This is a genomic window from Pseudomonas sp. DY-1 (genome assembly GCF_003626975.1).
Taxonomy (GTDB): Bacteria; Pseudomonadota; Gammaproteobacteria; order Pseudomonadales; family Pseudomonadaceae; genus Metapseudomonas.
Genome location: NZ_CP032616.1, coordinates 3,530,302 through 3,544,813 on the forward strand (window position 1 = coordinate 3,530,302; position 14,512 = coordinate 3,544,813).

At 64.9% G+C, this 14,512-nt stretch carries 10 protein-coding genes; 4 read left to right on the forward strand and 6 right to left on the reverse strand.

Annotation, left to right across the window (positions count from 1 at the left end; genetic code table 11):
* Nucleotides 1-40 precede the first annotated feature (40 nt).
* The 4 genes from cobJ to D6Z43_RS16725 all read left to right on the forward strand — a co-directional run bounded on the left by cobJ (nucleotide 41) and on the right by D6Z43_RS16725 (nucleotide 5,915).
* On the forward strand, nucleotides 41-1,690 hold the full coding sequence (gene cobJ, locus D6Z43_RS16710; RefSeq protein WP_120653262.1) for a precorrin-3B C(17)-methyltransferase: 1,650 nt from the start codon (nucleotides 41-43) through the stop codon (nucleotides 1,688-1,690).
* A gap of 106 nt (nucleotides 1,691-1,796) precedes the next feature.
* Nucleotides 1,797-2,294, forward strand: a complete 498-nt coding sequence (locus D6Z43_RS16715) for a sigma-70 family RNA polymerase sigma factor (RefSeq protein ID WP_120653263.1) — start codon at nucleotides 1,797-1,799, stop codon at nucleotides 2,292-2,294.
* Complete coding sequence (locus D6Z43_RS16720; protein ID WP_120653264.1) at nucleotides 2,294-3,250, forward strand: FecR domain-containing protein; 957 nt, start codon at nucleotides 2,294-2,296, stop codon at nucleotides 3,248-3,250. The genes D6Z43_RS16715 and D6Z43_RS16720 overlap by 1 nt, the downstream gene beginning before the upstream one ends.
* Nucleotides 3,251-3,482: 232 nt before the next feature.
* Complete coding sequence (locus tag D6Z43_RS16725) at nucleotides 3,483-5,915, forward strand: TonB-dependent siderophore receptor (protein ID WP_120653265.1); 2,433 nt, start codon at nucleotides 3,483-3,485, stop codon at nucleotides 5,913-5,915.
* A 248-nt stretch (nucleotides 5,916-6,163) separates the two neighbouring features.
* Here D6Z43_RS16725 and D6Z43_RS16730 read toward each other — a convergent pair whose 3' ends face one another.
* From D6Z43_RS16730 to D6Z43_RS16755, 6 genes are all read right to left on the reverse strand, one after another.
* A complete protein-coding gene (locus D6Z43_RS16730) occupies nucleotides 6,164-7,102 on the reverse strand; it encodes a 2-hydroxyacid dehydrogenase (protein ID WP_120653266.1) in 939 nt (312 codons plus the stop codon).
* 88 nt (nucleotides 7,103-7,190) lie between these two features.
* Nucleotides 7,191-8,747 (reverse strand): galactarate dehydratase, encoded by a 1,557-nt coding sequence (gene garD, locus D6Z43_RS16735; protein ID WP_120653267.1) that lies wholly within the window; start codon nucleotides 8,745-8,747, stop codon nucleotides 7,191-7,193.
* 107 nt (nucleotides 8,748-8,854) lie between these two features.
* Nucleotides 8,855-10,201, reverse strand: a complete 1,347-nt coding sequence (gene gudD, locus D6Z43_RS16740; RefSeq protein ID WP_120653268.1) for a glucarate dehydratase — start codon at nucleotides 10,199-10,201, stop codon at nucleotides 8,855-8,857.
* 19 nt (nucleotides 10,202-10,220) lie between these two features.
* A complete protein-coding gene (locus tag D6Z43_RS16745) occupies nucleotides 10,221-11,597 on the reverse strand; it encodes an MFS transporter (protein WP_120653269.1) in 1,377 nt (458 codons plus the stop codon).
* 88 nt (nucleotides 11,598-11,685) lie between these two features.
* Entirely contained in the window at nucleotides 11,686-12,957 is a 1,272-nt protein-coding gene (locus D6Z43_RS16750; RefSeq protein ID WP_120655292.1) for a glucarate dehydratase family protein, read from the reverse strand.
* A 91-nt stretch (nucleotides 12,958-13,048) separates the two neighbouring features.
* The gene (locus D6Z43_RS16755) at nucleotides 13,049-14,491 is read right to left on the reverse strand and encodes an aldehyde dehydrogenase family protein (protein ID WP_120653270.1); all 1,443 of its coding nucleotides are present in this window, start codon (nucleotides 14,489-14,491) and stop codon (nucleotides 13,049-13,051) included.
* Between the last annotated feature and the right edge of the window lie 21 nt (nucleotides 14,492-14,512).

A 14,512-nucleotide genomic window follows, 5' to 3' on the forward strand; every position in this document is an offset into this window, starting at 1 on the left:
TTCCGGTGCGCACGGCGCACGCTACCTGTGGAACTCTGCCATGCATAACCCTCCGGCCATCGTCCTCCTCGGCAACGGCGGCGTGCCCATCGCCAAGCGCATCCAGGCGCTTTATCCACAGGCACGCATCCTCGGCCTGTCCGGGCGCGTCGAAGGTGCCGACGACAGCTACGCCGAGTTCGGCGAAACCCTGCGCGAGCTCTACCGCACCGACACGCCGATCATCGCCCTGTGCGCCGCCGGCATCGTCATTCGCACCCTGGCTCCGCTACTGGCGAATAAAGGCGCCGAACCGCCGGTGCTGGCGGTGGCCGAGGACGGAAGCGCCGTGGTGCCCCTGCTTGGCGGCATCGGCGGCGTGAATCGCATGGCGCGGGAAATCGCCACGATCCTGGAGGTGGCGCCGGCCATCACCACCAGCGGCGAACTGCGCTTCGGTACCTGCCTGCTGGATCCGCCAAAGGGTTATGTGCTGGCTGACATCGAACAGGGCAAGCGCTTCGTGTCCGACCTTCTGGGTGGTGAATCCGTGCGCGTGCAGGGTGCAGCACCTTGGCTGGAAGAGGCTCACCTGCCACTGGCGGATGAAGCACAACGGGTCATCCACATCACCGCCAACGCGCGCGCAGCCGAACGTCATGAACTGCTGATCCACCCCCGCGTGGCTATCGCCCGCATCGACGGCGCGGCAGACGCGGAGGCTGTTCGTCTGGTGCTCACCGATGCCGGTTTGGCAGAGCGGTCCCTGGCGTGCCTGGTGGCGGACCATTCACGGATGGTGGATGCCGACCTGGCCACGACTGCCGCCGCACTCGATGTCCCCCTGCGCTTCATCACCGATGAAACCGCCCTGCCGCCCCTGCACCAGCAAGCGCATGGCATTCGCCTCTACCTCGCGACCGAGCCGGTGGACTCGGCGCTGCTCGGCCAGCCCCGTGGCCGCCTCACGGTGGTCGGCCTCGGTCCCGGCGCCGCCGAGTTCATGGTGCCGGCGGTACGCCAGGCACTGGACGAGGCCGAGGACCTGCTCGGTTACGAGACCTATATCCGCATGGCCGGCCCACTGCGCCCCGACCAGGTGGCGCACTGCACCGACAATCGCGAAGAGCTCCAGCGCGCCCGCCATGCCTTCGAGCTCGCGGCAAACGGTCGCCGCGTGGTGGTGGTGTCGTCCGGCGACCCGGGCGTATTCGCCATGGCCGCCGCCGTGCTGGAAGCCCTGGATGAATCCCGCGATCCACGCTGGTTGCAGGTCGAGTTGCAGGTGTTCCCTGGCGTTTCCGCGGCGCTGGCCACTGCCGCCAAGGCCGGCGCGCCCCTGGGTCATGACTTCTGCCTGATTTCTCTGTCAGACAACCTCAAGCCCTGGGAAGTGATCGAGGACCGCCTCGACCACGCCGCGGCTGCCGACCTGGCCATGGCCTTCTACAACCCCATTTCCCGCGCCCGCCCATGGCAACTGGGCCGCGCCCTGGAAATCGTCGCCCGCCACCGTCGCCCGGAAACGGTGGTGGTGCTGGGCCGCGACATCGGCCGCCCGGCGGAGAAACTCATCCTCACCAGCCTCGGCGAGCTGACGCCGGAGCAGGTGGACATGCGCACCCTGGTGATCATCGGCTCGTCGTTGACCCGCCGGGTGCCAAAGGGCAATGGCGAGGATTGGGTGTACACGCCGCGCTGGTATCGCTAGCGGAGCGTGCGTATCAGGCAAGACCTAAGGTCGCTGTTGCAAAAGCCCAGGCGCACAATGAAAATGCGATTAATTTTCATTTGTATCGCATGTCGCGGTGGCCTCAATGTCCTCTCCCCATGTCACCCTCCAGGCGCTGTACAGCGAGCATCACGGCTGGCTAAAGAACTGGCTGCGCAGCAAGCTGGGCAATGCCGCCGATGCCGCGGACCTGGCCCAGGACACGTTCCTGCGCCTACTGGGTAAGGGCGAGCACCTCGAACTGCGTACCCCCCGCGCATTCCTGCGCACCGTGGCGCGGGGGCTGGTGATCGACCACTGGCGCCGCGAGGAGTTGGAACGCGCCTACCTGGAAGCCCTGGCACAGCTGCCTGAGGCCGAGGCGCCCTCCCCCGAGGAGCGCGAACTGATCCTCGAACTGCTGGAGCGCATCGCGCGGATGCTCGACCGTCTCAAGCCGAAGGCGCGCACCGCCTTCCTGCTGGCACAGTGCGAAGGCCTGCCCCACAAGGAAGTCGCCGCGCAGATGGGCATTTCCCTGCGCTCCGTGGAGCGCTACGTGGCGGACGCCCTGTACCACTGCTACCTGCTGAGGTTCGAATAATGAGCGCCCAGAGCCAGGTCGCCGCCCCGAGCGAGCAGGTCGTGCGTCAGGCCATCCACTGGATGATGCGTCTGCGCGGCAGCGGCGATGTCGACCTGCAAAAGGCTTGCGAGCACTGGCGCGGGCAGGAGGTCGAGCACGAACTGGCCTGGCAACGGGTGCAGCAACTCGACCGTGAACTCGGGCTGGCCATGCCCGGAGCCGGCCTGGTGCTGGACAACGCCCGCGCTGGACTGCGTCGACGCCAGGCACTCAAGCTGCTCTCCGGCGCTGCCGTCGGGGGCGCGGCCTTCTGGCTGACCCGCGACATCACCCCCTGGGAGCGATTGACCGCCGACCTCGCCACCGCCACAGGCGAGCGTCGAGGCCTGGCGCTGGCCGACGGCAGTCAGCTGCAACTGAACACCGATTCGGCTGTGGATATCCGCTTCGACTCCCGGCAACGGCTGATCGAGTTGCGCCGCGGCGAGATCCTCGTCAGCAGCGCCATCCAGCCCACACCGATGCGAGTACGCACCGCCCACGCCCAGGTGGAAGCCCAGGCCGCGCGTTTCGTGCTGCGGCAGGGCAAGGCGGCATCGCGACTCAGCGTATTGCAGGGCAGCGTGACGCTGGCCCCGTCCAGCGGCCTGTCGAAACAGGTCATCGAAGCAGGCCAGAGTTTCGACGTCACCCACGAAATCATCCGACAGGTGCAGCGCCCGAACATGGAAGCGGGTGCCTGGGTCGAAGGCCTGATCGTCACCCGTGACATGCGTCTGGCGGATTTTCTCGCGGAGGTGGGGCGCTATCGTCACGGTCGTCTGGCCTGCGCCGAGGCTATTGCCAACCGGCGCCTGTCCGGTGTGTTCCGCCTGGACGACACCGACAAGCTGTTGGCGCTGCTGCCGCGCACCCTGCCCGTGGAACTGCACTACCGCACCCGCTGGTGGGTGACGGTGGAGGAGAGGGTTTAATCCCGAATGTTCGCGATTGAGATCGCTCCCACAGGCGCACGACCCAGGCTCTTGTAGGAGCAAATTGATTCGCGAAACAGGCCGCTCCCGTGGGGCAGCTGCGCCGCCCTTGGCGATTGAAATCGCCCCTGCAAGTACTGCCGCGCCCTGGTCTCCCGAACAATCTTCATTTTTTCTGGCGGGTTTTCCCGCCTGCGCCGGCAAAGGGAATGAATCCCATTAACCTTTGCCGATGCCCACGGATGCTTTCATGACCCCACCCCGCGCTTCCCGCCTTGCCCTTTCCATTCGTGGCGCCCTGCTGTCCGCCGCCCTTGCCGCACCGTTGCTGCCCTGCTCAGCCATTGCCGACGAGGCTGCCGCAGTGGCCAGCCGCAGCTACGCCATTCCCGCCGGGGCCCTCGACGAAGCGCTGAACCGCTTCGCTCGCGAGGCGGGCATCAACCTCTCTGCCACTCCGGAGCAGACCCGCGGCCTGAGCACCAGCGGTCTGGATGGCTCCTGGTCGGTGCAAGCCGGTCTGGCGCGGCTGCTCGAAGGGACCTCGCTGCAAGCCGAAAACCTTGGCGGCGGTAGCTTCGTGCTGCGTGAGATACCGGCCGGCAGCGCGCTGGAAGTGCCCAGCACCCAGGTGTTCGCCCTGGGCAACGCACTGGGCAGCGAGGACGGCTACCTGGCCACCCACAGCCAGATCGCCACCAAGACCAGCAAGTCGTTGATGGAAACGTCGCAGACCGTGTCGGTGATCACTCGCGAGCAGATCGACGACCAGGGATCCAGGACCGTCCAGCAATCCATGCGCTACACGCCCGGCATCTTCACCGGCCAGGTGGGTGCTTCGAACCGCTACGACTACATCGTCATGCGCGGCTTCGCCGACAACAGCGTCGACAACGTCTACCTCGACGGCCTGAAAACCATGGGCGACAGCGGCACCTTCAGCTCGATGCAGGTGGACCCGTATTTCCTCGAGCGCATCGACGTGCTCAAGGGCCCTTCCTCGGTGCTCTATGGCCGCAGCTTGCCGGGCGGTCTGGTGGCACTGACCAGCAAGAAGCCGCTGTACGAGGACTACCACCAGGTGCAGGCCACCGTGGGCAACATGAACCAGAAAGGCGTGGGCTTCGACTTCAGCGGCCCGCTGGATGAGGAGAAGCGCATCGCCTACCGCCTGGTGGGCCTGGGCAAGGGTGGTGACACGCAGTTCGACCATACCAAGGACGAGCGCTACGCGATCGCTCCGACCCTGGCCATCGACTTCAGCGAAGACACCACCCTGACCCTGCAGGGCTACCTGCAGCATGACCCCAATGGCGGCTACCACAGCGGTGTACCGGCCGACGGCAGCCTGTTCCAGCACAACGGCCGGCGTATCAGCCGCGAGTTCTTCGACGGTGAACCTGGACTGGACGACTTCGACCGCACCCAGCGCATGTTCGGCTACCAGCTGGAGCACCGCTTCAACGACGTCTGGAGCGCCCGGCAGAACTTCCGCTACCTGAGTTCGGACGTCGACCTGTCGCAGGTCTATGGCTATCAGTGGACCGCCCCCGACAGCAACGAACTGAACCGCTACTTCTCCGGTGCCAGCGAAGCGCTGGATGCCTACATCATCGATAACATGGTGCAGGCCGAATTCGACTGGGGCAGCACCCGCCACACCTTGCTCACCGGCCTCGACTACCAGCGCCGCAAGACCCGTGTGGACTGGACCTCTGGCGTTTCCACGCCGCTCAACGCCTTCGACCCGGTATATGGCAACGAGAGCCTGAGTTTCCTCTCCGAAGACAACCACACCCGCCGTCTGGAGCAGACCGGCCTGTACCTTCAGGACCTGATAGACGTCGACCAGTGGCGCTTCTCCCTCGGCATGCGCCAGGACTGGGTAGACGTCTCCGACGAGAACCGCACCGCGCAAACCAAGAGCGACGAGCAATGGAGCAAGTTCACCGGCCGCGCCGGCGTGCTCTATCTCTTCGAGAACGGCATCGCGCCCTACATCAGCTACTCCGAGTCGTTCAACCCGAACGCTTACTCCGATGCATCCGGCAAGGCTCTGGCCCCCACCGAAGGCAAGCAGTGGGAAGCCGGGCTGAAGTTCCAGCCCGAAGGCAGCAACAGCATGTACACCGCCTCGGTGTTCCATATCACCCAGGAGAACGTCGCCTCCAAGCTGCCGCAGGACAACTTCTATACGTCGGTAGGCAAGGTGCGCTCCAAGGGTATCGAACTGGAGGCTCACACCCAGGTCACCGACAACTTCAAGGTCCTGGCCAGCTACACCTACACCGACATCACCTACGCCAAATCGCTCGACGGCAACCAGGGCAATACCCCAAACCAGGCGCCCAAGCACATGGCGTCCATCTGGGGTGACTACAACTTCAACGCTGGCGCTCTCGACGGCCTGCGCACCGGCCTCGGCGTGCGCTACGTCGGCAAGACCTGGGCGGACAAGGAAAACACCCTGCACGTGCCCTCCTACACCCTGGTCGACGCCCTTATCGGCTACGACCTCGGCAAGCTCGGCATGCAGGGCCTGGACCTCAGCCTGAACGCCAACAACCTGCTGGACGAGGATTATGTGGCGTCCTGCTACAGCCTCGACTTCTGCTACTTCGGCGAGAAACGCAACGTCTCGGCAACCCTGAGCTATCAGTTCTGATTGCCGCAAGCCTGACCACCAGCGCCAGCCAGCTTCCCTCACCCCAACCCTCTACCGAAGGGAGAGGGTTGGGGTGAGGGATGGTGGGCCTTGCTGGGTCTCACTCCACAAAAAAAACGGCGCACTCGTGGCGCGCCGGCACTGCGAATCTGCAGCTCAATTTCGCGGGAGGAAACGGCGCCCGGCTTGTGGCGGGGGGCCGCATAGTGGGGCCGCCCGATGCGGCCGCCGCTATAGGGTGGGGCGTGTCAGACCACGGGGGTCAGCATCTCGCCCTTGTCGAGGAACGACTGCAGGTTGGCGAACACCAGTTCTTCCATCTGCAAACGGGTTTCTTCAGTGCCGCTTCCGATGTGCGGCGCCAGCACCACGTTGTCCAAGCCGAACAGGACTTCGGGAACACGCGGCTCGGCTTCGAAAACATCCAACCCCGCACCGCCCAGGCGCCCTTCGCTCAAGGCGACTACCAGTGCCTGTTCATCCACCACTGAGCCACGGGCTACGTTGACCAGGATGCCTTCCGGCCCCAGGGCTTCGAGCACCTGCGCCGAGATCAGGTGATGGGTTGCCGCGCCGCCGGGACAGGTCAGCACCAGGAAATCTGCCCAGCGGGCCAGCGCCAGCAGGTCCGGCTCGAAACCGAAGGGGCTGTCTGCGTCCGGGCGGCGATTGTGGTAGCGCACCTGCATGTCGAAACCGCCGGCGCGACGCGCGACGTCCTTGCCGATGCGGCCAAGACCGACAATACCGAGGCGCTTGCCGCTGACCTTGCGTGCCAATGGGAAATTACCGGCCGGCCAGCTTCCGGCGCGAACGAAGCGATCCGACGCGCTGATGCGCCGCGAGCAGTCGATGAGCAGCCCCATGGCCAGATCGGCGACGCAGTCGTTGAGCACATCCGGCGTGGAACTGACCTGGATGCCACGCTGGCGCGCCACGTCGACGGCAATGGCGTCGTAGCCGACGCCGAAGCTGCAGATGGCGCGCACATTGGGCAGGCGCTCGAGCATGGCGACCGAGCAACCGAAGCGGGCCGAGGTGACCACGATGTCGAACTCGGCGCCGTGTCCCTCGAGAAAGGCCAGCGCGTCACCTTGCTGCCAGAGCTGCGTGACCCGCTGTTCGCTGACCAGGCGTTGGTTGAAGCGCTCGGTCAGCGGGCCGACGTGGAGGATCTTGGGTTCCATTCTGGGTCTCTCATTCCAAACAAACAGCGCCTGTCCACGGTCTCGCAAGCTAGAGAAGAACAAGGCGAGACTGGCTGAGGGCGGACGCTCACGTTACAGGAGCTGGATTGAACAGGGTCAGATCGTTGTGCAGCCGATGCTTCTCCGCCCAGGTGCGTTCCTTGCCGCTGGCCACGTCGAGGTAGTAGCGGAACAGTTCCCAGCCCATCTCTTCCAGGGTGACGCGTCCGGAGGTGATGCGACCTGCATCGACATCAATCAGATCGGGCCAGCGCTCGGCCAGTTGGGTACGGGTGGAGACCTTGATCACCGGCACCATGGACAGGCCATAGGGCGTGCCGCGGCCGGTGGTGAACACGTGCAGGTTCATGCCCGCAGCCAGTTGCAGGGTGCCGCAGACGAAGTCGCTGGCCGGCGTCGCGCAATACTGCAGGCCCTTGCCGCGCACGCGCTCGCCCGGAGCGACGACGCCAGCGATGGCGCTGTTGCCGGATTTGGCGATGGAGCCCATGGCTTTCTCGACGATGTTGTTCAGGCCGCCTTTCTTGTTGCCCGGCGTTGTGTTGGCGCTGCGATCAGCCATGCCACGGGCCAGATAGCGGTCGTACCACTCCATTTCGCGCACCAGCGCCTGGGCCACTTCGGGGGTTGCCGCACGCGGGGTGAGCAGGTGGATGCCATCCCGCACTTCGGTGTTCTCCGAAAACATCACAGTAGCCCCGGCACGCACCAGCAGGTCGGCGGCCACGCCCAGAGCCGGGTTGGCGGTAACGCCGGAGAAGGCATCGCTGCCACCGCACTGCATGCCCAGCACCAGCTCGGACGCCGGGCAGGTTTCCCGGCGGCGCAGGTCGAGGACTTTCAGCCGGTCCTCGATCATGCCCATGATCTGCTCGACCATTCCGGCAAAGCTAGTGGCGGAATCCTGCAGGCGGAACAGCCAGGCTTCCTCGTCCTGCCCGGCGGTGAGCTCGTCGCCCGGCATCAGTTGTTCGGCCTGCAGCTTCTCGCAGCCCAGGCCGATCACCAGCGCCTGGCCACCGAGGTTGGGATTGCGCGCAATGTTGTGCAGGGTGCGAATCGGGATCACCGCGTCCGGCGCGTTGATCGCCACGCCGCAGCCGTAACTGTGGGTCAGGGCGACCACATCATCGACATTGGGGTACTTCGGCAGGACTTCCTTGCGCACACGGTCGACGCAGTGATCCAGCACGCCAGTGACGCACTGCACTGTGGTGGTCACGCCGAGGATATTGCGGGTACCGACTCTGCCGTCCGGATTGCGGAACCCTTCGAAGGTGTAGCCGTCCAGCGGCGCCATCGTCGGCGGCACGGCGGTGGCCATGGGCAGGTTGTCCAGACCCGGGGCTTCGGGAATGCTCAGCAGTTCCTCGCGCACCCAGCTGCCACGCGGAATGGGCTTCAAGGCATGGCCGATCACGGTGCCGTAGCGCAGCACGGCACCGCCGGCAGGGATGTCCACCAACGTGACCTTGTGGCTCTGGGGAATGGCTTCACGGGTGACCAGGCCGTCGGGGAACTGACCGCCCTCCGCCACGCCCTGCTCGTTGATAACGATGGCGACGTTGTCGTCGGGGTGCAGGCGCACATGGCGGGGAGAGTCCTGGTGTTGGATCAACTGCATGGCTGACTCCGTTGTTGTTCTCTGTATCAGGCTTGGTATGGCCCTGTGGGAGCGAATTCATCCGCGATTGAAATCACTCCCACAGGAACCAGGTGCCGCTGGTTGCCTCAGCGCACCAGGCAGGGGCGCTTGTGGTTGAAGGTCCAGTTCGGCACCAGGTACTGCATGGCGATGGCGTCGTCTCGAGCGCCCAGGCCCTTGGACTTGTACAGAGCATTGGCCTTGGCCAGTTCGTCCATATCCAGTTCGACACCCAGACCCGGTTTCTGCGGCACCGCCACCTTGCCGCCCTTGATACGCAGCGGCTCCTTGGTCAGGCGCTGGCCGTCCTGCCAGATCCAATGGGTGTCGATGGCGGTGATCTTGCCCGGCGCCGCCGCGGCGACGTGGGTGAACATCGCCAGAGAGATATCGAAATGGTTATTGGAGTGAGAGCCCCAGGTCAGGCCCCAGTCGTTACACATCTGCGCCACCCGTACCGAGCCCTGCATCGTCCAGAAGTGCGGATCGGCCAAGGGGATATCCACAGACTGCAGTGAGATGGCGTGGCCCATCTGGCGCCAGTCGGTGGCGATCATGTTAGTGGCGGTCGGCAGGCCGGTGGCACGACGGAACTCGGCCATCACCTCGCGACCGGAGTACCCGTTCTCGGCGCCGCAAGGGTCCTCGGCGTACGCCAACACATGGTGCTGATCGCGGCACAGGGCAACTGCCTGCTTGAGCGACCAGGCACCGTTCGGATCGAGGGTGATGCGTGCCTCGGGGAAGCGTTCGGCCAGTGCGGTGACCGCTTCGATTTCCTCTTCGCCGCGCAGGACGCCGCCCTTGAGTTTGAAGTCATTGAAGCCGTAGCGGGCATGGGCCGCCTCGGCCAGACGCACGACCGTTTCCGGAGTCAGCGCCTCTTCGTTGCGCAGGCGGAACCAGGCGTCGTCGGCGTCGGCTTCGCTGCGATAATCGAGCTCGGTCTTGTTGCGGTCGCCGACGTAGAACAGGTAGCCGAGCATCTCCACCTCGTCGCGCTGCTGGCCTTCACCGAGCAGGGCCGCCACCGGCACCTCCAGGTGCTGGCCGAGCAGGTCGAGCAGTGCGGACTCAAGCGCGGTGACCGCGTGGATGGCGATACGCAGGTCAAAAGTCTGCAGGCCGCGACCGCCGGAATCGCGGTCGGCAAACGCCTGCCGCACCTGGTTGAGCAGGCTCTGGTAGTTGCCGATGGACTGCCCTACCAGCAAGGCACGGGCATCCTCCAGCGTCTGGCGGATGGCTTCGCCGCCAGGTACCTCGCCAACGCCGACGTGACCGGCGTTGTCCTTGAGGATCACCACGTTGCGGGTGAAGTACGGACCGTGGGCGCCGCTGAGGTTGAGCAGCATGCTGTCCTGGCCGGCCACCGGCACCACTTGCAGTTCGGTGATACGCGGTGCGCCCTGATGAAGATTCTGTTGAGTCATTGCCTTGTCCTTCTGCGAATTAACGGGCTGGACTCGCGGCAGGCGCTTCGCTAGCGGCTGCCGGAACCTCAGCGTCAGTCTTTGCACCCTTGAGCTCTACGCGCTTGATCTCGCCGACGATGAACAGGTAGCTGAACGCGGCCATGAAGGCGTTTACGCCAACGAACACCAGGGCCCACTTGAAGGAACCGGTGGCGGCGATGATGTAGCCGATGACGATGGGGGTGGTGATCGAAGACAGGTTGCCGCAGGTGTTGAAGATGCCACCTGACAGGCCGGCGATCTGCTTGGGCGACGTGTCCGACATCACCGCCCAGCCGAGAGCACCGATACCTTTGCCGAAGAAGGCCAGGGCCATGAAGCCCACCACCATCCAGTCGGCGTCCACGTAGTTGCAGAGGATCATGCTCATCGACAGCAGCATGCCGCAGACGATCGGGGTCTTGCGCGCCACGCTGAGGGAATGGCCGCGGCGCAGCATCCAGTCGGACAGCACGCCACCCAGTACACCACCGATGAAGCCGCAGATGGCCGGCAAGGAGGCGATGATGCCGGCCTTGAGGATGGTCATGCCGCGCTCCTGCACCAGGTACACCGGGAACCAGGTGAGGAAGAAGTAGGTGATGGCGTTGATGCAGAACTGGCCCAGGTAGATGCCGGCCATCATGCGGCTGCCCACCAGTTGCTTGATGTGCTCCCACTTCGGCCCATTGCCAGGCAGCTTGCGGTTCTGGTCCATGTCGACGAGCGCGCCGTTGGCGGCGATGTGGTCGATTTCGGCCTTGTTGGCCAGCGGGTGATCTTTCGGGTTGAAGATGAACTTCAGCCAGACCGCGGAGAACAGGATGCCGATCACGCCCATGACGATGAACACGTGTTCCCAGCCAAAGCTGTGGACGATCCAGCCCATCAGCGGGGCGAAGAGCACGGTGGCGAAGTACTGGGCGGAGTTGAACACGGCGGACGCCGTGCCGCGCTCGGCCGTGGGGAACCAGGCCGCGACGATGCGTGCGTTACCGGGGAAGGACGGCGCTTCGGCAAAGCCCACCAGGAAGCGCAACAAGAACAGCGTGACGACGGTCCAGGCCACCGGCAGGGTATCCACGAAGCCCTGCATCAGGGTGAACAGCGACCAGGTGAAGATGCTCACGGCGTAGACGCGCTTGGAGCCGAAGCGGTCGAGCAGCCAGCCGCCCGGAATCTGGCCGAGCACGTAGGCCCAGCCGAAGGCGGAGAAGATATAGCCGAGCATGACGGCGTCGATGCCGAGCTCCTTCTGCATGGTGGAGCCGGCGATGGAGATGGTGGCGCGGTCGGCGTAGTTGATCGTGGTCACCAGGAACAGCATGAGCAGGATCAGGTAACGCACACGGGTTTGTTTCAGTACTTCGCCCATGGTTCTTCTCTCTGAATTGTTCTTGTCGAAGAGCCCACGCGGGATGACCGCGCGGTGTCGTATTGCATTCCGCAGGCAGCGGACGGGGTCAGAACCTCGGCTTGCGTATTTTCCAAGCCGGGTCGTATTTGCGCATCTGCCGCGCGTCGTCGCGACTTCGTATATCGATGGAAAGGTACTGTTCGTGGAGCTTGGCCAGCTGATCCTGATCCAGTTCCACGCCCAGGCCCGGCGCACGGGTGATGCGTACGCAACCGTCCTGGATCGGCAACTTGCCGCCCTTGATGACCTCCTCGTCCTCCTCCTGCCACGGGTAGTGCGTATCACAGGCATAGGTGAGGTTGGGGACGGACGCCGCGACGTGGGTCATGGCCATCAGGCTGATGCCCAGGTGCGAGTTGGAATGCATCGACAGGCCGAGACCAAAGGTGTCGCACATCCGCGCCAGCACCTGGGTATCGCGCAGGCCACCCCAGTAGTGGTGGTCGGCCAGAACGATCTGCACGCTGTTCAAGGCGACGCTGCGACGGAACTCCTCGAAGTCGGTGACCACCATGTTGGTGGCTAGTTGCATGCCGGTCCGTTCGTGCAGCTCGGCCATGCCATCGAGGCCGGGGGTCGGGTCTTCGTAGTACTGCAGGTCATCGCCCAGCAGTTCGGCCATGCGCAGCGCCGTTTCCAGCGACCAGTTGCCGTTGGGATCGATGCGCAGCGGGTGGTCGGGGAAGGCCTTCTTCAGTGCCTTGATGCACGCCACTTCGTGCTCGGGCTGCAAGGCACCGGCCTTCAGTTTGATGCTCTGGAAGCCGTGGGCCTCGATCATCCGAGCGGCCTGGGCGACGATCTGCTCCTCGCTGAGGGCTTCGCCCCAGGAATCCGGCGCATAGGGGGCGTCGATGTGCTTTGCGTACTTGAAGAAGAGGTATGCGCTGAAGGGCACTTCAGTGCGAATGGCGCCCCCCAACAGATCTACCAGGGGCATGTTCAGCGAGCGCGCCTGCAGATCGAGGAAGGCGACCTCGAAGGCTGAATAGGCGTTGGCCACCTGCTTGCTGGGGTGGGAGCCGGGCGCCAGTTCGGCGCCGGCTTCGGCCGGACCGAGGCGGGCCACCGTCTGAATGACGCGAGCACGCAGACCGTTGAGGTCGAAGGCGTCCAGCCCGGCCAGGCTGTCCTGCATGGCCTGCAGTACCGCCAGGACCGGCGCGTCGCCATAGCTCTCGCCGAGGCCGATGTAGCCGTTGTCGCTCTCCACTTCGATGATCGAGCGCAGCGCGAAGGGTTCGTGGATGCCGCTGGCATTGAGCAGCGGCGCATCGCGGAAGGCGATGGGGGTGACTCTGACTCGTTTGATCTTCACGAGCATTTCCTACCTGTGCTTGTTGTTGTACCGGTAGTCCCTGATGGAGCACGGGGGCAAGCCATGCCCCCGCGGGTGCCTGATGCGTTGATCAGCCTCCGATGTAGCTGGTTTTCACCGTGGTGTAGAACTCCTGGGCGTAGCGGCCCTGCTCGCGCGGGCCGTAGGACGAACCTTTGCGGCCACCGAATGGCACGTGGTAATCCACCCCGGCAGTGGGCAGGTTGACCATGACCATCCCGGCCTGGGCGTGGCGCTTGAAGTGATTGGCGTACTTGAGCGAAGTAGTGGCGATACCGGCAGACAGGCCGAACTCGGTGTCGTTGGCCAGCGCCAGCGCCTCTTCATAACTGGCCACGCGGATCACGTTGGCCACCGGGCCAAAGATTTCCTCGCGGCTGATGCGCATGCCCGCCTCACTGTCGGCGAACAGCGCCGGAGCCATGAAGTAGCCCTCGGTCTCGCAGCGCACCCGCTCGCCACCAGCCACCAGGCGGGCACCTTCGGCGCGGCCGATGTCGATGTAGCTCAGGTCTTGTTCCAGCTGCGCCTGGGACACAACCGGACCGACATCGATGCCACTGTGCAGGGCATGGCCGACCCGGATGGCACGCATGCGTTCGGCCATCGCCTCGACGAAGCGGTCGTGGATGCCGGCGGTGACAATCAGGCGGCTGCTGGCGGTGCAGCGCTGGCCAGTGGAGTAGAAAGCGCTCTGCACGGCGAGTTCGACGGCGAGTTTGAGATCGGCGTCGTCGAGGATCACCTGCGGGTTCTTGCCGCCCATCTCCAGCTGCACCTTGGCACCACGTGCAACGCAGGCAGCGGCGATGCTGCGACCGACACCTACCGAGCCGGTGAAGCTGATGCCATCGACGCGCTTGTCGTTGACCATGGCTTCGCCGACCACGCGACCGCTGCCCATCACCAGGTTGAACACGCCGGCGGGGAAGCCCGCGCGGGAAATGATCTCGGCCAGGGCCCAGGCACTGCCCGGCACCAGGTCAGCCGGTTTGAACACCACGCAGTTCCCGTAGGCCAGCGCAGGCGCGATCTTCCAGGCCGGGATGGCGATGGGGAAGTTCCAGGGGGTGATCAGGCCGATCACCCCCAGCGGTTCGCGGGTAACTTCCACTGCCACGCCAGGGCGTACCGACGGGACGATTTCACCGGCCAGGCGCAGGCATTCACCCGCGAAGAACTTGAAGATATTGCCGGCGCGAGTCACCTCGCCGATGGCCTCGGGCAGGGTCTTGCCCTCTTCCCGCGCCAGCAGGGTGCCCAGCTCCTCGCGGCGGGCGAGGATCTCGCTGCCCACCTTGTCGAGTGCATCGGAACGAGCCTGGATGCCGGATACCGACCAGGACGGGAAGGCAACGCGGGCCGCCTCGATGGCCTGGGCCACCTGGGCGGCATCGGCCTTGGCGTACTCGCCCAGGCAGTCGGCAAGGTCGGAGGGGTTGATGTTGCGCGAGTAGCCGCTGCCGGCCACCCACTCCCCGCCTATGTAGTTGTCGAAGCGTTTCTCAGTCACGAGACTTCTCCTGGTTACAGG